The sequence below is a fragment of the Pseudomonas paraeruginosa genome (genome assembly GCF_003025345.2).
In the GTDB taxonomy this organism is placed as follows: Bacteria; Pseudomonadota; Gammaproteobacteria; order Pseudomonadales; family Pseudomonadaceae; genus Pseudomonas; species Pseudomonas paraeruginosa.
This window is the reverse complement of sequence record NZ_CP020560.1, coordinates 1,756,581-1,775,606: the sequence shown is the minus strand read 5'-3', so window position 1 is coordinate 1,775,606 and position 19,026 is coordinate 1,756,581. Positions and strand designations below refer to the sequence as shown.

The 19,026-nt window shown below is 67.5% G+C and carries 15 protein-coding genes; 4 read left to right on the top strand and 11 right to left on the bottom strand.

Annotated features, from left to right (window positions below; all coding sequences use genetic code 11):
• Nucleotides 1–59: 59 nt before the first annotated feature.
• The 4 genes from hrpA to fadD2 all read right to left on the bottom strand — a co-directional run bounded on the left by hrpA (nt 60) and on the right by fadD2 (nt 8,157).
• Nucleotides 60–4,040 carry an ATP-dependent RNA helicase HrpA gene (gene hrpA / locus B7D75_RS08500; RefSeq protein WP_107113917.1) on the bottom strand — a complete coding sequence of 1,327 codons (3,981 nt, stop codon included), beginning with the start codon at nt 4,038–4,040 and terminating at the stop codon, nt 60–62.
• 173 nt (nt 4,041–4,213) lie between these two features.
• Nucleotides 4,214–4,423 (bottom strand): addiction module protein, encoded by a 210-nt coding sequence (locus tag B7D75_RS08490; RefSeq protein WP_107113916.1) that lies wholly within the window; start codon nt 4,421–4,423, stop codon nt 4,214–4,216.
• Between the two features lie 123 nt (nt 4,424–4,546).
• Entirely contained in the window at nt 4,547–6,235 is a 1,689-nt protein-coding gene (gene fadD1, locus B7D75_RS08485) for a long-chain-fatty-acid--CoA ligase FadD1 (RefSeq protein ID WP_012074934.1), read from the bottom strand.
• Nucleotides 6,236–6,468: 233 nt separating this feature from the next.
• Entirely contained in the window at nt 6,469–8,157 is a 1,689-nt protein-coding gene (gene fadD2, locus B7D75_RS08480; RefSeq protein ID WP_012074933.1) for a long-chain-fatty-acid--CoA ligase FadD2, read from the bottom strand.
• A gap of 246 nt (nt 8,158–8,403) precedes the next feature.
• Here fadD2 and B7D75_RS08475 point away from each other — a divergent pair, with 246 nt between their 5' ends.
• From B7D75_RS08475 to B7D75_RS08465, 3 genes are all read left to right on the top strand, one after another.
• Nucleotides 8,404–9,354 (top strand): alpha/beta hydrolase, encoded by a 951-nt coding sequence (locus B7D75_RS08475; RefSeq protein ID WP_107113915.1) that lies wholly within the window; start codon nt 8,404–8,406, stop codon nt 9,352–9,354.
• Nucleotides 9,351–9,821 carry a MaoC family dehydratase gene (locus B7D75_RS08470; RefSeq protein WP_003151072.1) on the top strand — a complete coding sequence of 157 codons (471 nt, stop codon included), beginning with the start codon at nt 9,351–9,353 and terminating at the stop codon, nt 9,819–9,821. The genes B7D75_RS08475 and B7D75_RS08470 overlap by 4 nt, the downstream gene beginning before the upstream one ends.
• 149 nt (nt 9,822–9,970) lie before the next feature.
• Nucleotides 9,971–11,146 (top strand): MFS transporter, encoded by a 1,176-nt coding sequence (locus B7D75_RS08465; RefSeq protein WP_012074931.1) that lies wholly within the window; start codon nt 9,971–9,973, stop codon nt 11,144–11,146.
• Here B7D75_RS08465 and B7D75_RS08460 read toward each other — a convergent pair.
• The 7 genes from B7D75_RS08460 to B7D75_RS08440 form a co-directional block, all read right to left on the bottom strand.
• Nucleotides 11,127–11,984, bottom strand: coding sequence for an efflux RND transporter periplasmic adaptor subunit (locus B7D75_RS08460; RefSeq protein WP_012074930.1), 858 nt, complete (start codon nt 11,982–11,984; stop codon nt 11,127–11,129). The genes B7D75_RS08465 and B7D75_RS08460 overlap by 20 nt on opposite strands.
• Before the next feature lie 27 nt (nt 11,985–12,011).
• Nucleotides 12,012–12,215 carry a DUF1656 domain-containing protein gene (locus B7D75_RS08455; protein ID WP_012074929.1) on the bottom strand — a complete coding sequence of 68 codons (204 nt, stop codon included), beginning with the start codon at nt 12,213–12,215 and terminating at the stop codon, nt 12,012–12,014.
• A complete protein-coding gene (locus B7D75_RS08450) occupies nt 12,202–14,196 on the bottom strand; it encodes an FUSC family protein (protein ID WP_033996560.1) in 1,995 nt (664 codons plus the stop codon). The genes B7D75_RS08455 and B7D75_RS08450 overlap by 14 nt, the downstream gene beginning before the upstream one ends.
• 213 nt (nt 14,197–14,409) lie before the next feature.
• The gene (gene ccoM, locus B7D75_RS29990; protein ID WP_003091657.1) at nt 14,410–14,523 is read right to left on the bottom strand and encodes a cytochrome c oxidase subunit CcoM; all 114 of its coding nucleotides are present in this window, start codon (nt 14,521–14,523) and stop codon (nt 14,410–14,412) included.
• Nucleotides 14,524–14,769: 246 nt separating this feature from the next.
• A complete protein-coding gene (locus B7D75_RS29530; protein ID WP_012074927.1) occupies nt 14,770–14,931 on the bottom strand; it encodes a hypothetical protein in 162 nt (53 codons plus the stop codon).
• Nucleotides 14,928–15,530: an alpha-ketoglutarate-dependent dioxygenase AlkB family protein gene (locus B7D75_RS08445; protein ID WP_012074926.1), complete on the bottom strand. Its 603-nt coding sequence runs from the start codon at nt 15,528–15,530 to the stop codon at nt 14,928–14,930. Before B7D75_RS08445 ends, B7D75_RS29530 begins: the two co-directional genes overlap by 4 nt.
• Nucleotides 15,531–15,582: 52 nt before the next feature.
• Entirely contained in the window at nt 15,583–15,891 is a 309-nt protein-coding gene (locus B7D75_RS08440) for a hypothetical protein (protein ID WP_012074925.1), read from the bottom strand.
• A 227-nt stretch (nt 15,892–16,118) separates the two neighbouring features.
• On the opposite strand from B7D75_RS08440, the gene rapA reads away from it, so the two are divergent.
• A complete protein-coding gene (rapA, locus tag B7D75_RS08435) occupies nt 16,119–18,971 on the top strand; it encodes an RNA polymerase-associated protein RapA (protein WP_185269330.1) in 2,853 nt (950 codons plus the stop codon).
• Nucleotides 18,972–19,026: the final 55 nt, after the last annotated feature.

Genomic DNA, 19,026 nt, shown 5'->3' with positions numbered 1-19,026 from the left:
AGAACGAAAGAGGCGCGCCGGTTTCGACCGGCGCGCCTCTTTCATTTCCCGCGGATTCCCTAGCCCTCGACCTGGCTCCACTGCTTGGCCAGGCGCTTGTCCGAGACCGGCAGCCGGGTTCCCAGTTGCTGGGCGAACAGCGAGACCCGGTACTCCTCCAGCATCCAGCGATACAACTGCAACTCGGCGTCGCGCTTGCCTTCCTGGGCGTGCTTGCCGAGGCGCGCCTGGTATTGCGCCCAGAGTTCGCCCAGCTCGCCGCTCCACACCCGGTCGCGCTGGACCTGGCCGGCGACCTTGTCCAGGCGCTGCTCGACAGCCTTGAGGTAACGCGGATACTCCTTCAACCACTCCAGCGGAGTGGCGCGGACGAAGCCCGGATAGACCAGGTTGGCCAACTGGCCCTTGACGTCGTTCAGCGGCACCGTCATGGCCAGGTCGACCTTGCCTTTGAAGCGCTTCTGCAGGCCGTGCCAGAGCTTGAGGATCTCCAGCACCAGGCGCGCCAGGCGCTCGGCATGCTCGTTCCAGGCGCCGCGCTTGCGTTCGGCCAGCGCCGCCAGGGCGGCACCGTCGCGCGGCAGGCTTTCGCCCTGCAGCACGCAGCTGTCGAGGCTGGCCAGGAGGATGTCCTCGACCAGTGCCTCGACCCGTCCCAGCTCGCGGTACAGCAGGCCCATCTCGGTCTGCCCCGGCAGCTTGGCGCGCAGGTACCTGGCCGGTTCGGCCAGTTGCTGCAACAGCAGTCGTTGCAGGGCGCGGCGGTGCTGGTAGTCGGCCTCGGCCTGGGTCGGGAAGCGCCCTTCCTTGACCTCGCCCTGCTCTTCCACCAGCGCCGGATACACCGTCATCGACAGCCCGGCGATCTTCTGCTGGACCTTCTCGGCGACGCTGGCGAAGGCCTTGGCCTCCACCGGCCGCTGCTGTTCCTCGCTCGCTTGGGGAATCGCCAGCGCCGCCTGGCTGGCTTCGGCGAAACGCGCGGTGAGTTCGGCCAGGTCGCGGCCCTCGCCGAGGAACTTGCCCTGGGCGTCGACCACCTCGATGTTCATCCGCAGGTGATCGTCCAGTTGCGTCGCCGCCTCGGCCCAGGCTTCGTCGGCCACCCGCGCGCCGGTCATGCGCTGCAGCTCGCGGCCCAGCGCCTGGGGCAGCGAGCCTTCGCCGAAGGTGATGCGCTCCAGGGCGGCACGGACGAAGTCCGGTACCGGCACGAAGCTCTTGCGGATCGCCTTCGGCAGGTTGCGCACCAGCGCCACCGCCTTGTCGTAGAGCAGGCCGGGCACCAGCCAGTCGATGCGCTCGGCCGGCAACTGCGGCAGCAGCGGCGCCGGTACCCGCACGGTGACACCGTCGCGCGCGGTGCCGGGCTCGAACTGGTAGCTCAGCGACAGCTGCAGGTCGCCCAGGCGCAGGCGGTCCGGGTACTGCGCGGCGGTGACCTCGCTGGCTTCGCGGGCCAGCACGTCTTCCTCGCGCATCAGCAGCAGGTCCGGCTGGTTCTGTCGCTCGCGGGCGTACCATTTCTCGAAACTGGCGGTCTGGTAGATGTCCGCCGGCAGGCGCGCGTCGTAATAGGCGAACAGGGTTTCCTCGTCGGCCAGGATGTCGCGCCGGCGCGCCTTGGCTTCCAGCTCGTCGAGCTTTTCCAGCAACTGCCGGTTGGCACTCAGGCACCTGGCGCGGCTGTTGATCTCGCCACGTACCAGGCCTTCGCGGATGAACAGCTCGCGCGCCACCGGCGGGTCGATCGGGCCGTAGTGCACCGGACGTCGGCCGATGACGATCAGGCCGTAGAGGGTGACCTGCTCGAACGCCACCACCTGGCCGCGACGCTTCTCCCAGTGCGGCTCGAAGTGGTTGGTCTTGATCAGGTGCCCGGCCAGCGGCTCCAGCCAGTCCGGCTCGATCTTCGCGACCATCCGCGCGAACAGCTTGGTGGTCTCCACCAGTTCGGCGGCCATGATCCATTGCGGGCGCTTGCGGGCGATGCCGCTGGACGGATGGATCCAGAAGCGTCGCTGGCGGGCGCCAAGGTAGTCGCCTTCCTCGGCCTTCTGGCCGATCTGGCTGAGCAGGCCGGACAGGATCGCCTTGTGCACCGCCGCGTAGTCGATGCCCGGCAGCTCGCGCTCGCCATTGGCCGGCGCGCCTTTCTTCGCCTCCGGCTTGCGCGCCTCGGCCCTGGCCGGGCGCCCGAACGGCAGCTTCAGCTCGCGGCAGATCAGGGTCAGCTGACGATGGGCGTCGCGCCACTCGCGCAGGCGCAGGTAGTTGAGGAAATTCTTCCGGCACCAGCTGCGCAGGGCGTTGGAACCCAGCGCCTGGCGCTGTTCCTCGAAGCCGCGCCAGAGATTGATCAGCGCGGCGAAGTCGGAATCCGGGTCTTTCCATTGCGCATGCGCCTGGTCGGCGGCCTGCTGGCGCTCCACCGGACGCTCGCGCGGATCCTGCACGGACAGCGCGCTGGCCACCGTCAGCACCTCCTCGAGGCTGCCCTGCTGGGCCGCCTCCAGCAGCATGCGCCCCAGCCGTGGGTCGATCGGCAGGCGCGCCAGCTGGCGCCCCAGCGGGGTCAGCTGGCCTTCGCGGTTGACCGCGGAAAGCTCCTGCAAGAGGGTGAAACCGTCCTTGATCGCCTTGCCGTCCGGCGGCTCGATGAAGGGGAACGCCTCGATGTCGCCCAGGCGCAGGTGGAGCATCTGCAGGATCACCGCGGCCAGGTTGGTGCGGAGGATTTCCGGATCGGTGAAGGCCGGACGCGCGTTGAAGTCCTCCTCGCTGTAGAGGCGCACGCAAATGCCCGGCTCGACCCGTCCGCAACGGCCCTTGCGCTGGTTGGCGCTGGCCTGCGACACCGCCTCGATGGGCAGCCGCTGGACCTTGGCGCGGTAGCTGTAGCGGCTGATCCGCGCGGTGCCGCTGTCGATCACGTAGCGGATGCCCGGCACCGTCAGCGAGGTCTCCGCGACGTTGGTGGACAGCACGATCTTGCGTCCCGGGCGCGGCTGGAAGATCTTCTGCTGCTCGGCCGGGGTCAGTCGCGCGTACAGCGGCAGCACCTCGGTATGGCGCAGGTTGGCCTTGCGCAGCATCTCCGCGGCGTCACGGATCTCCCGCTCGCCGGGGAGGAACACCAGCACGTCGCCGGGCCGCTTGCCGAGCTCGCGCTCGTGGGCGGCGATCTCCTCGAGGGCGGCGAGGATGCCCTGGTCCACCGAGAGGTCGTCCTCGACCCGGTTGCCCTCCTCGTCGGTTTCCGCCGCCAGCGGCCGGTACCAGGTCTCCACCGGATAGGTGCGGCCGGATACCTCGATCACCGGGGCGCCGTCGAAATGCCTGGAGAAGCGTTCCAGGTCGATGGTCGCCGAGGTGATGACCAGCTTCAGGTCCGGACGCCGGTGCAGCAGGGTCTTCAGGTAGCCGAGGAGGAAATCGATGTTCAGGCTGCGCTCGTGGGCCTCGTCGACGATCAGCGTGTCGTAGCGCTCCAGGTAGCGGTCGTGCTGGGTCTCGGCCAGGAGGATACCGTCGGTCATCAGCTTGATGAGCGTACTGTCGTCGCTCTGGTCCTCGAAGCGCACCTGGTAGCCGACCAGCGCGCCCAGCGGCGTACCGATCTCTTCCGCGACCCGCGTGGCGACGCTGCGTGCCGCCAGCCGGCGCGGCTGGGTGTGGCCGATCAGGCCGTGGGTGCCACGCCCCAGCTCCAGGCAGATCTTCGGCAACTGGGTGGTCTTGCCCGAACCGGTCTCGCCGGCGATCACCACCACCTGGTGGGCGGCGATGGCGGCCTTGATCTCGTCGCGCTTGGCGGCGATCGGCAGGCTGTCGTCGTAGCGGATCGCCGGCACGCTGGCGCGGCGCGCCTCGACCTTGGCGCAGGAAGCCTGGAAGCGCTCGACCCACTGCGCCAGGCGCGCGTCGTCGGGCTGCTTGCGCAGTTCGTGGAGCTGCCGGCGCAGGCGGTGGCGGTCGCTGATCTGGGCCTGGTCGATACGCCTGGCGAGCTGGTCGAAGGAAGGAGTCTGGTCGGTCATGTAGGCTATCGATGCTGTGGGCGTGGCGGAACTACGCGAGACGGGAAGAGCCTCCAGCCACTGCCGAGGCGAAAAATATTCGGAATTGTCGCAGATTTGGGCGGACGAGGACGAATCGCGGTTAACGCTCGCCGCCGCGATACGGCCGACGCTGCTGGTGGGCGATGGCCACCTCAGCGCTTGAGCACCTCGGCCAACGGCAGCGCATCGGTGGCGCCCGCCCGGTAGGCGGCGAGGCGTTCCTCGGCCACTCGCAACCCTTGGCGCTCCACCTCGGGGTCGGCGCGATCCAGGCTCTCCAGCAATGCCTCGACCAGTTCCAGCCGCCGGCTGATCGGCAGACGGCGTATTTCTCCGGCCAGGGCAGGATCGATGCAGGCCATGGGGATTTCCTGCGCCCGGTGATGCGATGCAGGCACGCTCCGCACAGGCCGGCTCAGCCCGCAACCGACTGCCTGCAACGAAGAAGCCCCGCATCGGCGGGGCTTCTTCAGGCAACGGCGGACTTACTTCTGGCCCGCTTTCTTCAGCTCTTCGTCGCGCAGTTCGCGGCGCAAGATCTTGCCGACGTTGGTGGTCGGCAGGCTGTCGCGGAACTCCACGGCTTTCGGCCGCTTGTAGCCGGTCAGGTTGTCATGCATGTGCTGCATGACCTGCTCCTTGGTCAGGGTCGCCCCCGGCTTGACCACCACGAAGACCTTGATCGACTCGCCGGACTTCTCGTCGGGGATGCCGATCGCGGCGCACTGCAGGACGCCCGGCAGGGTCGCCAGCACGTCTTCCAGTTCGTTCGGGTACACGTTGAAGCCGGAGACCAGGATCATGTCCTTCTTCCGGTCGACGATACGCATGTAGCCGTCTTCCTGGATGATCGCGATGTCGCCGGTCTTCAGCCAGCCATCGGCATCGAGGATTTCGTCGGTGGCCTCCTGGCGCTGCCAGTAGCCCTTCATCACCTGCGGACCTTTCACACAGAGTTCGCCGCGCTCGCCCAGCGGCACTTCCTGGCCGTCGTCACCGATCACCTTGCACAGGGTCGAGGGCACCGGGATGCCGATGGTGCCGACCTGGATGTTCTGGAACGGGTTGACCGACACCACCGGCGCGGTCTCGGTCATGCCATAGCCTTCGCAGATGGCGCAGCCGGTGACTTCCTTCCAGCGCTCGGCGGTGGCCAGCTGCAGCGCCATGCCGCCGGAAAGGGTCAGCTTCAGCGCGGAGAAGTCCAGCTTGCGGAAGGTCTCGTTGTTGCACAGGGCGACGAACAGGGTGTTCAGACCGACGAAGCCGGTGAACTTCCACTGGCCGAGGTCCTTGAGCATCGACGGCAGGTCGCGCGGGTTGGTGATCAGGATGTTGTGGTTGCCGGTGAGCATCATCGCCATGCAATGGAAGGTGAAGGCGTAGATGTGGTACAGCGGCAGCGGCGCGATGAGGATCTCGCAGCCCTCGTTGAGGTTGGCGCCCATCAGCGCCTTGCACTGCAGCATGTTCGCCACCAGGTTGCGGTGGGTCAGCATGGCGCCCTTGGCGACCCCGGTGGTGCCGCCGGTGTATTGCAGCACGGCGACGTCGTCGGCCTTCGGCGCGGCTTCCTGGAACGACTTGCCGGCGCCCCTGGCCAGCGCGTCGGTCAGCTTGGTGGCTTGCGGCAGGCTGTAGGCCGGCACCATCTTCTTGATGTGCTTGACCACGAAGTTGACGATGAAGCGCTTGAGCGGCGGCAGGATGTCACCGACTTCGGTGACGATCACCTGCTTGACGCCGGTCTTCGGCAGCACGCCCTCGACCAGGTGGGCCATGTTGGCCAGGCAGACCACCGCCTTGGCGCCGGAGTCGTTGAACTGGTGCTCCAGCTCGCGCGCGGTGTACAGCGGGTTGGTGTTGACCACGATGAGGCCGGCGCGCATGGCGCCGAAGACCACGATGGGGTACTGCAGGACGTTGGGCAACTGGACGGCGATGCGGTCGCCGGGCTTGAGATCGGTGTGCTGCTGCAGGTAGGCGGCGAAGTCGCCGGACAGCTTGTACAGCTCGCCGTAGGTCAGGGTCTTGCCCAGGTTGGTGAACGCGGGCTTGGTGGCAAAACGTTGGCAGGACTCCTTCAGTACCGACAGGATGTTCGGGTACTGGTCGGGATTGATCTCGGCAGCAATACCCGCTGGGTACTTGTCCTTCCAGAAGTTTTCGATCATGGAAGCCCACTCCTAAGCAACAGCTAATCTTCACCGCTCATGGCGGCATCTTGTTGTGATCTGCTCGCTAACCCTGGTCCCAGGGCTATTAGGCGCGCCGAGATTATCAGCTTTGCCAGGGGCAGACCAGCACCAAACATGACCTATCCAGTCAAAAAAATGACCGAGACATTAGTCTCGGTCACGGTCTTCCTGTCCCTGGCAAACGCCCGTTTCAGAGCCTTGTAAGGCTATCAGGCGATTTCGCGCAGCTCACGACGGAGGATTTTACCCACAGGCGTCATCGGTAATGCATCCTTGAGCACAATCTGTCGCGGAATTTTGTATCCGGTGAAGTTTTCCTTGCAGTAGGCCTTCAGCTCCTCGACCGACAGGCTCGGGTCGCGCGCGACCACGAAGAGCTTCACCGCCTCGCCGGATTTCTCGTCGGGAATGCCCACCGCGGCGCAGCTGGCCACCTTCGGGTGGGCCATCACCACGTCCTCGATCTCGTTGGGATAGACGTTGAAGCCGGAGACCAGGATCAGGTCTTTCTTGCGGTCGACGATGCGCACGAAACCATCGCCGTCGATCACCGCGATGTCGCCGGTCTTGAGCCAGCCCTCGGCATCGAGGATTTCCTCGGTGGCCTCCGGCCGCTGCCAGTATCCCTTCATCACTTGCGGACCTTTCACGCAGAGCTCTCCGCGTTCTCCTACAGGCAGCTCCTTACCCTCCTCGTCGATCACCTTCAGCGCCGTGCCCACCACCGGGATCCCCACCGTGCCCAGGCGCGCCTGCTCGCCGTAGGGGTTGGTGGTCACCACCGGCGAGCATTCGGTGAGGCCATAACCTTCCACCACGGTGCAGCCGGTGACGCCCTTCCAGCGCTCGGCAGTGGCGCTGACCAACGCGGTGCCACCGGAGTTGGTGAGCTTCAGGTTGGAGAAATCGATGTCCTTGAACCCGGGGTGCTCCATCAGCGCGACGAACAGGGTGTTGAGGCCGAGCAGCGCGGAGAACCGCCATTTCTTCAGTTCCCTGACAAAACCGGGGATGTCGCGCGGATTGGTGATCAGCACGTTGTGGTTGCCGCTGACCATCATGCACATGCAGTTCGCGGTGAAGGCATAGATGTGGTACAGCGGCAGCGGCGCGATCATCACTTCCTGCGCCTCCTTCATCAGCGGCAGGCCGTCCTTGCCGAGCTGGGACAGCTGCGCATGGACCTGCAGCATGTTCGCCACCAGATTGCCATGGCTGAGCATCGCGCCCTTGGACACGCCGGTGGTGCCACCGGTGTACTGCAGGACGGCAATGTCTTCCAGGCCCACCCTGACCGGCTGCAAGGCATGCCCCTGGCCCTGCTTCAGCGCCTGCTTGAACGGTAGCGCCTGCGGCAGCTGGTAGTCCGGCACCATCTTCTTCACCGACTTCACCACGCTGTTCACCAGCCAGCCCTTCAGCGCCGGCAGCAGGTCGCCCATGCGCGCCTCGATCAGATACTCGATCCGCGTATCCGGGAGCACTTCCTGGACCAGCTTGCCGAACAGGTTCAGGTAGACCAGCGCGCGCACGCCGGCGTCCTTGAACTGGTGGCGCATCTCGCGGGCGGTGTACAGCGGGTTGGTGTTGACCACGATGAGCCCGGCGCGCAGGGCGCCGAACACCGCGATGGGGTATTGCAGGACGTTGGGCATCTGCACCGCGATGCGGTCGCCGGGCTTGAGGTCGGTGTGCTTCTGCAGGTAGGCGGCGAAGGCGGCGGACAGGCGATCGAGTTCGGCGTAGCTGAGCGTCACACCGAGGTTGCTGAAGGCCGGGCGGTCGGCGAATTTCTTGCAGGAGCGCTCGAAGACCTCGACCACGGAACGGTAGGCGGCGAAGTCGAGACTGTCGGGTACGCCGGCCGGGCGCTTGTCGTTCCAGAATTCAGGTTGCATTTATTCTTGTCCTCTTACCTGAGCGGGTCTGGCCCGCGTGAGCGGGGCATCCGGCAACTTAGCAGCTGCGCCGGGCAGCGCAAATACTCGACCTGCCCTTATTGATAGTGTGAATCTCGAGCCTGTCGCCATCCGCCGTGCGCCGTCCTAGAGCGGCTTTACCGCAAAGACGGCGCTTTTCCGGGTGGAAACCGCGCACGCTGCTAGAATGCGCCGGAACGCGTCCGCCCGGCACAAGGAACGAACATGCCCGCCGCTGCCTACTGGCTTCCCGCCAGCGACGAAACCCCGCTGTACACTCGCCACTGGCCCTGCGAAAAGGCCATCGGCGCGGTGATGCTAGCCCACGGCATGGCCGAGCACGCGGGCCGCTACGAGCGGCTCGCCGCCGCGCTGAACGCCGCCGGCTACCACCTCTATGCCATCGACCAGCGCGGCCACGGCCAGACCGCCAATGCCGACGAACTCGGCCACTTCGCCGACCACGGCGGCTGGGGCAAGGTGGTCGGCGACCTGGCCAGCCTGAACCACCATATCCGCCAGCAGCACCCGGAGCTGCCGATCTTCCTGCTGGGCCACAGCATGGGCAGCTACATTTCCATGGCCTACCTGCTGCACCACAGCTGCAGCCTGCAGGGCGCGGTGCTGTCCGGCTCCAACTACCAGCCACGGGCGCTCTACCGTGCCGCCCGGCTGATCGCCCGCTTCGAGCGCTGGCGCCAGGGCCCGCTGGGCAAGAGCGCGCTGATCGACTTCCTTTCGTTCGGCTCCTTCAACAAAGCGTTCAGACCCAACCGCACCGCCTTCGACTGGCTCAGCCGCGACCCGCAGGAAGTCGACCGGTACGTCGCCGACCCGCTGTGCGGTTTCCGCTGCAGCAACCAGCTGTGGGTCGACCTGCTCGGCGGCCTGGCCGACATCACCCCGCTCGCCCACCTGCGCCAGATCGACGCGGAGCTGCCGCTGCTGGTCATCGGCGGCGAGCGCGACCCGGTCAGCCAGGGCAAGCGCCTGCAGGACCTGGCCGATGCCCTGCGCGGCGCCGGCCTGCGCCAGGTGACCCTGAAAACCTATCCCGAGGCCCGCCACGAGCTGTTCAACGAGAGCAACCGCGACGCGGTCACCCAAGACCTGATCGACTGGCTGGAACAGGCCCTGCGCCACCGCCGGGATCATTCGACAAAGGAGAGAACATGAGCCAGGTACAGAACATTCCCTACGCCGAACTCGAGGTCGGGCAGAAGGCCGAATACACCAGCAGCATCGCCGAACGCGACCTGCAGTTGTTCGCCGAAGTCTCCGGCGACCGCAACCCGGTGCACCTGGACGCCGCCTACGCGGCCACCACCCAGTTCAAGGAGCGCATCGCCCACGGCATGCTCAGCGGCGCGCTGATCAGCGCGGCGATCGCCACCGTGTTGCCCGGCCCGGGCACCATCTACCTCGGCCAGACCCTGCGTTTCACCCGTCCGGTGAAACTCGGCGACGACCTGCGGGTCGAGCTGGAAGTCCTGGAAAAGCTGCCGAAGAACCGTGTGCGCATGGCCACCCGGGTGTTCAACCAGGCCGGCAAGCAAGTGGTCGACGGCGAAGCGGAGATCATGGCGCCGGAAGACAGGCTCAGCGTCGAGCTGGCCGAACTGCCGCCGATCAGCATCGGCTGATCGGCTTCCCCTGCCGTCGGGCCGTCCGGCCCGGCGGACTTGCCGGGCCGCCGCGCGCTGCTCTACCCTGTCGGCTGTCTTACCTCAATCTTCAGGGATAACCGAAGGCATCACCGCCCGAAACCCCTCACCCGGGAATCGGAGCCGCCATGGACCTTCGCTTGCTGTCGCTAGCCCTGACCACCTTCGCCGCCGGCCTGGCGGAAAGCATCCTGATCGGCATCCTGCCGCCACTGGCCGCAGACCTGCGGGTCTCCATCAGCCTGGCCGGCCAGCTGACCACCCTGTTCTCCCTCGGCTTCGCCGTCGCCGCGCCGCTGCTCAGCTGGCTGACCCGTCGTGTCGAACGCCGCCGCCTGTTGCTGGCGACGCTGCTGACGTTCGCCCTCTGCAACGCGCTCGCCGCCCTGGCCCCGGGCTATGCCGGCCTGTTGCTGGCGCGCCTGGGGATGGCGGCCTGCTGCGGGCTGCTGATCGTCCTGGCCAGCCTGCTCGCCGCCGAACTCGCTGCCCCGGGCCAGCGCGGCCGGGCGATCGGCCTGATCTTCGTCGGCATCAGCGGCTCGCTGGTGTTCGGCGTGCCGCTGGGCGTGCTGGTCAGCGACTGGTTCGGCTGGCGCTGGATCTTCGCCGGTATCGCCCTCTATTCGCTGCCGCTGTGCCTGCTGCTCTGGCGCTGCCTGCCGCAACGTCAGCCCGGCGATCTGCCAGGCCGCGAAGGCTACCTCCGGCAATTGCGCCAACCGGCGCTGTGGCTCGCGCAACTGGTCTCGATCCTGTTGCTCGGCGGGCACTTCACCCTGTTCGCCTACTTCACCCCGTACCTGGCGAGCATGGCCGGCATCCGCTCGGCCGACGAGGTCAGCCTGATCCTCCTGCTGATCGGCCTGGCGGCGCTGAGCGGCGGCTACATGGGCGGCTGGCTGGCCGATCGCCTCGGCCACCGGCGCGCCCTGCAATGGGTGCCGGCGGCGTTCGCCGTGGCGTTGGCGGCCCTCCCGCCGAGCCTGGGCAGCGCCTGGTTCGTACCGGTACTGATGGTCTGGAGCGCGATCAGCTGGATGATCTCGCCGGTGGTGCAGAGCTTCCTGCTTCGTAGCGACCCGGCCAGCGGTTCCGCCGGCGTCGCCCTGAACACCTCGGCGATGCACCTGGGCGTGGGTCTCGGGGCGGCGCTGGGCGGCCTGGTGGTGGCGCTGCTGGGGGTCGCCGCGACACCCTGGGTCGGCCTCGCCCTGGTACTGGCGGCGCTGGCCTGTGCCCTCGGCGCCTGTGCGCTGAGCGGCGCCGCGCAGGCGCTGCCGCTCAGTCGCCCTGCACGGTGACGCTGGCGGTCATCCCGGCGCTGAGGTGGACGCCTGCGGGCACCTGGTCGAGGCGTATGCGCACCGGGATGCGCTGGGCCAGGCGCACCCAGTTGAAGGTCGGTTCGACGTTGGCCAGCAACTGGCCGTCCGGGGTCGAATTGCGGTCGGTGATGCCGCTGCTGATGCTCTCCACCGTGCCCGCGATCGGCTGGTCGCCGCTCATCAGGCGGACCTGGGCGCGCATGCCGACGCGGATGCCAGGCAGCTTGGTTTCCTCGAAGTAGGCGACCACATAGAAGGACTGCTGGTCGACCAGCGCCATCACCGCCTGGCCCGCCGTGGCGTAGTTGCCCTGGGCCAGGCGCAGGTTGGTCACCTGGCCGTTGCGCGCAGCGCGCAGTTCGCTGCGCTTGAGGTTGAGTTCGGCGATCTTCACCTGGGCCAGCGCCTCCTGGTACTCGCTACGGGCGATGGCGGCGTTGATCTGGGCGTTTTCCTTGTCCTCGGCGCTGATCGCGCCGATGCCCAGGCGGCTGCGCCGGGCCGCCTCGTTCTGCCGCAGCAGGTATTGCTGGTGACGGGTTTCGGCGACGGCGCGGGCCTGCTCCAGGTTGGCCTGGTAGCGCTCCTGGTCGATGCGCATCAGCACGTCGCCGACCTTGACCACCTGGTTGTCCTTCACTTGCAGATCGGTGACCCAGCCGGATACGTCCGGCGCCACCACCACCACGTCGGCCCGCACGCGGGCGTCGCGGGTCCAGGGCGAGAGCATGTAGTAGCGCCAGAGCCAGATACCGGCGAGGACAGCAGCGACCACCACCAGCAGGGTGACGACGACGCGAAGCGATGCACGCATGCGAATCTCCTTCTCGGGGCGACGCAATCAGGTCGTGGCCGCCCAGGTAATGCCACTCAACATCAGGATGAACAGGGCGCAGTCGAACAGCGCCTCGTGCCAGACCCAGCGACGCAGCGGCGTCTTCTGGATCAGCACCCGCAGCGCGGCGGTGGCCGCCAGCGCCAGCAGGGCATAGACGAACAGCGGGCTGAGGTAGACGCCGCCCCAGGCCCATTCATGCAGACTCATGGACTTCCTCCTGCTGGCACCACTGCTGCCAGGTGAACAGCAACTGCGCCAGGGCCGCGCGCGCCAGGCGGCTGGCCTCGTCGTCGTGGCGGACGTCGCGCTCCAGGGCCTCGCGCAGCGGCTGGCTGATGCGCTCCAGACGCTCGCCGCGCGGGTCGTCGGGGCCGGCCTCGAGCAGGTCGCCCAGCTCGCCGAGGAAGCGGTCGCGCGCCTTGCGCAGGACACCCCGCGCACCCTCCAGGCAGGCCCGCAGGTGGATCAGCTCGTTGCCCAGGTCGAGCGCCAGCAGGCCGTCGTCCCAGCGCCGGCGCTCCCGCTCCGGCAACAGGTTGGCGTGCCGCGCCAGGCGCAGCAGGCGGTCGGCCATGCGCCCGCCGAACCAGTTCTCCGCCTGCGCCAGCGGACGCCGGGTCAGGCGGCCGAGGTCGACGCAGGTGGCGTCGAGCAGACGTCGGGTCAGCCAGCCCGGACGCAAGGTCAGCAGGCGGAAGATCACCACCGCGAAACCGACCCCGATCAGCACGCCCTGGGCGGAATTGAGCAGCGCCGCGAGGTCGTAGTTCATCTGGTTGCGCGGCGCGACCAGGACGATGAAATGGATCGCGAACGAGGTGGCGGTGCCGGCGGTGACCGGCACCGCCATGCCCAGGGTGGCGAAGAACAGCGGCACGCCCATGGCCAGGCAGAGCAGCGGGAAACCGTTCCACTGCGGCAGCAGCCACTGGCTGACCAGCATCGCCGCCGGGATGGCATAGACGATACCGCGCAGGAAGCTCAGGCCGATGGCCACCGCATTGTCGCGGTTGGCGAACAGGCTGCAGACCACCGCCGCCAGCAGCATCGCGCCGGACGCCGCCGGCCAGGCGGTATGGATCCAGTAGAGCGACAGCCCGAGCAGTGCCAGGGCGCTGCGCGCACCGTAGAACAACGCCATCTGCAGGTCGCGGTGCCAGGACAGGGTGCCGGCGCTGCCGACCCGCCCCGCGATCTCGCCGCTGGCCACCGCACGCATGCCCCTCTCGGCGTTCACCGCCTTGAGCAGCAGCACCGAGCAGCGGGTCAGCAGGTAGCGCTGGTCGTTGCTCCACTGCGGCTCGACCGCGACCTGTGCCAATTCCTCGCGCAGCGCCTGCATCGACACCGGGTCGGCCCCCTCCAGGGCGGTGGCCAGCGCGGCCAGCCAGCGTTCCACCTGGCGCTCATCCTCTTCGCTCAGCCGCGCCCGTTGCCGGGCCACGCCGCGCGCGGTGCGCAACAGGCTGAGCAGGTCGCGCGACAGCAGCGCCAGCGCCCCGGCCCGGCGCCGCCCGCGCTCGCCTTCGAACCAGGCGTGGTCGCGTTGCGCATCGACCTCGACGATCCTGCTCAATGCATTGAGCAACCCCTGCGGCTGGCGCTGGCGCGGGTCGATCTCGCCACGCGCGGCCTGCATGCCCAGCAGCCAGGTGGCATGGGCCTGCTTGTCGAGGTCCTGCTCGACCCGCTGCGGCCAGAGGATCGCGCTGACCACCGAGGCACAGATGATCCCCAGGCAGATCTCGGTGCTGCGCGCCACCGCCTGCTCGAAGACCAGCAGCGGCTGGTCCACCGCCGGCAGGCCGATGATCGCTACCGTGTAACCGGCCAGTACGAAGGCATAGGAAATGTGGTTGCGCAGCGAGGTCGAGGCCGCCGTGCAGAGTCCCAGCCAGAGCGAGATGGCCAGCAGGAACAGCCAGGGCGTCTGGGCGAACAGCGCGATCATCAGCACCGACATGGCGGTGCCGACCAGGGTGCCGAGCAGACGGAACAGGCCTTTCGCCACCACCATGCCGGACAGCGGCTGGGACACGATCAGCACGGTCATCAGCGCCCACTGCGGCTGTTCCAGGTCGAAACGGAAGGCGCACCACAACGCCAGGCCACCGGCCAGGAGCGTCTTGATGGCGAACTTGAGCGCCAGCGTCGAGGGTGCCAGGAACGGCTTCCAGTGAATGGGCACGGAGTCTTCCGAAACGGGGTCTACATCAGCATAGATAGCCGGCGGGTGTCGCGGCGATATGTGCAGCTTATATTATTAGGCTGCTAACTATATCGTCCAGCGCCATTCGTAGCATCCCCTCCGGGCGTGCGCCGGCCGGGCTTTTGCGGGTACAAAAAAACGGGCGACCGAAGTCGCCCTAAGTGCCTTGCGTGCTCTGTGTATCGGGAAGGATCAGCCCTTGCGGCTGTGGGAATCCTTCCAGATGAAGTAACCGACCCCACCGAAGAAAGCGACCATGAGGCCTACCGTAAGAATCCCTGCGAGAACCACTTCGTCGATGAACATGTTGATGGCCTCCAGTTGCCGGTTGGGTGTTGCTCGATGGGCTCAGATTAGCGAGGCACGGCGGCGCAATATTGACCTGGATCAATCGCCCGGACGGGCCGTTTCGGCCAGGTGCATGACACTGATCCAGGTCAAGTTTCGCGGGACGGAGAATGCGGTCGGACGCCGCAGATGAGCGAAGGAAGGCGCCGGATCGGCGCAGGTCGCCACAGGAAGAGGCCGCCGGCGAGCGCGGCGGCGGAAGGTTCAGCGTTTCTTCGGCTTGCCCTTGGACTTCTTTCGCGGCTTGCCCAGCGGCAGTACCTGTTCGAAGGCCTTGCGCACCTCCTGCAGGCGTTTCTCGTGCACATCGTGGATGCGCTTGTCGCGCTCGGCGCTGAGGTCGATCACCTTGTCGTCGTCGTTCATGGCTGGGGATACACCAGGCGGAAGGTCAGGTTCAAACGGGGCATGCAGGAGCGACGGGTCTTCGCCACCTGATGCTGCCAATGATGCTGGGTTGCGCCGCGCATGACCAGCAGGCTGCCATGGCTCAGTTCCAGGGAGTGGGCGATGCGGCTCTGGCCCTTGCGCCGCAGGTCGAAGCGCCGGGTGCCGCCGAGGCTCAGCGAGGCGACCAGCGGCTCGCGGCGCAGCTCGGGTTCGTCGTCGCTGTGCCAGCCCATGGAGTCCTGGCCGTCGCGATAGTAGTTCAGCAGCACGCCATTGACCCGCTGGCCGACCTCGCGCTCCACGCGTTCGCGGATCTCGCCGAGCAGCGCGGTCCAGGGCAACGGCCGGTGGACCCGGCCGGAATAGCGATAGATGGCTTCGGCGTCGCCGTACCAGGCCACCAGGCGCGGCGTCGGGTATTCCTCGCCATGGATGCGCAGGACCGGCTGTTCCCAGGGAGTCTCCTGTTCCAGGCGCAACAGCCAGGCGCTCGCCAGCGGCGCCTCCAGCCAGTGCGGAAGGTAGCGCAGCTCGGCGTCCGGCAGGGTCAGGGGCACGTCGGCGAACAGGTCCATGGGCGGCAGGTTACTACGCCGGAACCGGTGGCTGAAGCGCGGAAAACCAGGGTTACACTTCGATGTCGATCAATCGCCCCTTGCGCGGCGGCTCGTCCGCCGCGGGGGTTTGCGCCGCGTCATCGGCCGGCGCCTCGCCCTCGTCCTCGCTGCCGGCTTGCGCGCCGCCGCCCTGGCGACGCTGGCGACGGCGGTACTCCTCTTCCAGCCAGCTTTCCTCGTCACGCTCCTGGCGCAAGGCGACGCCATCGCTGCCCGCGCCGGCCTGGGTCGGCGCGACCGGCGGCGTGGCCGGCCGGGGCTTGGGCGGGTCCTGCTGGACGGTGACCGGTATCAGGCCCTGGGGAATCGGCGGGAGCATGCAGGCAACCTCTCTGGGTAATGCCGCGTGCAAAGGGTTCTCGCGGCGTGCCGGTTTGCGGCGTTCTTCTACAAGGGCTGTCGGCCGCCTCCGGGTCCTGCTTGAGGACAGAGCGGCAGCGGTCCGACGGATGGCGCTGCGAGAACGTCCTCACAGCCTGCGCAATCCATCGCCAACCGTCGCTCAACGCCCTGCGATCCGGTACCATACTCGGCTTTTTTCGGGAGGTGGACATGGCGCAGTATCAACCGGGGCAACGCTGGATCAGCGACAGTGAAGCGGAATTGGGCCTGGGGACCATCCTGGCCCAGGATGGCCGCCTGCTCACCGTGCTCTATCCGGCGACCGGCGATACCCGCCAGTACGCCTTGCGCAATGCGCCGCTGACCCGCGTGCGCTTCGCCCCCGGCGACGAGGTGACGCACTTCGAGGGCTGGAAGATGACCGTCCGCGAAGTCGAGGAAAGCGAAGGCCTGCTGGTCTACCACGGCCTCACCGCGCAGAACGAGCAGCGCACCCTGCCGGAAACCCAGCTCTCCAACTTCATCCAGTTCCGCCTCGCCAGCGACCGCCTGTTCGCAGGCCAGATCGACCCCCTGCCCTGGTTCTCCCTGCGCTATCACACCCTGGAACGCCGCAGCCAGTTGCTCCAGTCGTCGCTCTGGGGCCTCGGCGGCGCCCGCGCCCAGCCGATCGCTCACCAACTGCACATCGCCCGCGAAGTTGCCGACCGCATGGCGCCGCGCGTCCTGCTGGCCGACGAAGTGGGCCTGGGCAAGACCATCGAGGCCGGCCTGATCATCCATCGCCAACTGCTCTCCGGCCGCGCCGGGCGGGTGCTGATCCTGGTCCCGGAAAACCTCCAGCACCAGTGGCTGGTGGAGATGCGTCGGCGCTTCAACCTGCAGGTCGCTTTGTTCGACAGCGAGCGCTTCGCCGAAAGCGATGCCAGCAACCCCTTCGAGGACACCCAGCTGGCCCTGGTCGCCCTGGAATGGCTGAAGGACGACGAGCGCGCCCAGGACGCCCTGTTCGCCGCCGGCTGGGACCTGCTGGTGGTCGACGAAGCCCACCATCTGGTCTGGCACCAGGACCAGGTCAGCGCCGAATACGCGCTGGTCGAACAACTGGCGGAGATCATTCCCGGCGTCCTGCTGCTCACCGCGACCCCGGAGCAACTCGGCCAGGACAGCCACTTCGCGCGCCTGCGCCTGCTCGATCCGAACCGTTTCCATGACCTCGAGGCCTTCCGCCGGGAAAGCGAGCAATACCGCCCGGTCGCCGAAGCGGTGCAGGAACTGCTCGACCACGGCAGTCTTTCCGCCGGCGCGCGCCAGGCCATCCACGGCTTCCTCGGCAGCGAGGGCGACGAGCTGCTGGCCAGCGTCGAGGGTGGCGATGAAGAAGCCCGCTCGCGCCTGGTCCGCGAACTGCTCGATCGCCATGGCACCGGCCGCGTGCTGTTCCGCAATACCCGCGCCGCCGTGCAGGGCTTCCCTCAGCGCGAGCTGCACGCCTATCCGCTGCCGATGCCGAGCCAGTACCAGGAACTGCCCGCCGGCGAGCACCCGGACCTGTATCCGGAGGTCAACTTCCAGCAGCAGTGGGAAGACGCCGACGACAACAACCGCTGGTGGCGCTTCGACCCGCGCGTCGAGTGGCTGATCGATACCCTCAAGATGCTCAGGCAGTTCAAGGTCCTGGTCATCTGCGCCCACGCCGAGACCGCCCTCGACCTGGAGGACGCCCTGCGCCTGCGCTCGGGCATCTCCGCCACGGTGTTCCACGAAGGCATGAGCATCCTCGAGCGTGACCGCGCCGCCGCCTACTTCGCCGACGAAGAGTTCGGCGCCCAGGTGCTGATCTGCTCGGAAATCGGCAGCGAAGGTCGCAACTTCCAGTTCGCCCACCACCTGGTGCTGTTCGACCTGCCGGCCCACCCGGACCTGCTCGAACAGCGCATCGGCCGTCTCGACCGGATCGGCCAGCAGCACACCATTCAGCTGCATGTCCCGCACCTGGAGAACAGCGCCCAGCAACGCCTGTTCCAGTGGTACCACCAGGCGCTCAACGCCTTCCTCAACACCTGCCCCACCGGCAATGCCCTGCAGCACGAGTTCGGCCCGCGCCTGCTGCCGCTGCTCGACGGCGGCGAGGACAAGGCCTGGGAGGCGCTGCTCGACGAAGGCCGCGCCCGTCGCGAAGCCCTCGAGGCGGAGCTGCACAGCGGGCGCGACCGCCTGCTCGAGCTGAATTCCGGCGGTGCCGGCGAAGGTGAGGCGCTGGTCGAGGCGATCGAGGAGCAGGACGACGACTTCGCCCTGCCGATCTACATGGAGCGCCTGTTCGACGCCTACGGCATCCATAGCGAAGACCATTCGGAAAATGCCCTGATCCTCAAGCCGAGCGAGAAGATGCTCGACGCCGGCTTCCCCCTCGGCGACGACGAAGGCGTGACCATCACCTACGACCGCGCCCAGGCCCTGGCCCGCGAGGACATGCAGTTCCTCACCTGGGAGCACCCGATGGTGCAGGGCGGCATGGACCTGGTGTTGTCCGGCTCGATGGGCAATACCTCGGTGGCGCTGATCAAGAACAAGGCGCTGAAACCCGGGACCGTGCTGCTCGAACTGCTGTTCGTCAGCGAGGCCGTCGCGCCGCGCGCCCTCCAGCTCGGCCGCTGGCTGCCGCCGCAGGCGCTGCGCTGCCTGCTCGATGGCAACGGCAATGACCTGGCCGCCCGGGTTTCCCTGGAAACCCTCAACGACCAGTTGGAAAGCGTGCCGCGGGTCAGCGCCAACAAGTTCGTCCAGGCCCAGCGCGACGTGCTGGCCAAGCAGTTCGACGTGGCCGAGGGCAAGATCGTCCCGCGTCATGAGGAACGCGTAGCCAAGGCCAAGCAGCAGTTCGCCGCCGCCATGGACGAGGAACTGGCGCGCCTGACCGCGCTCAAGGCGGTCAACCCGAGCGTCCGCGACAGCGAGCTGGACAGCCTGCGCACCCAGCGCAAGGAAGGCCTGGCCCTGCTCGACAAGGCATCCCTGCGCCTGGAGGCGATCCGCATCCTGGTCGCCGGCTGACGTCCGGCAACGGCTGCGCGGGACAAGAAGCCATGGGCATCCCCCATGGCTTCTT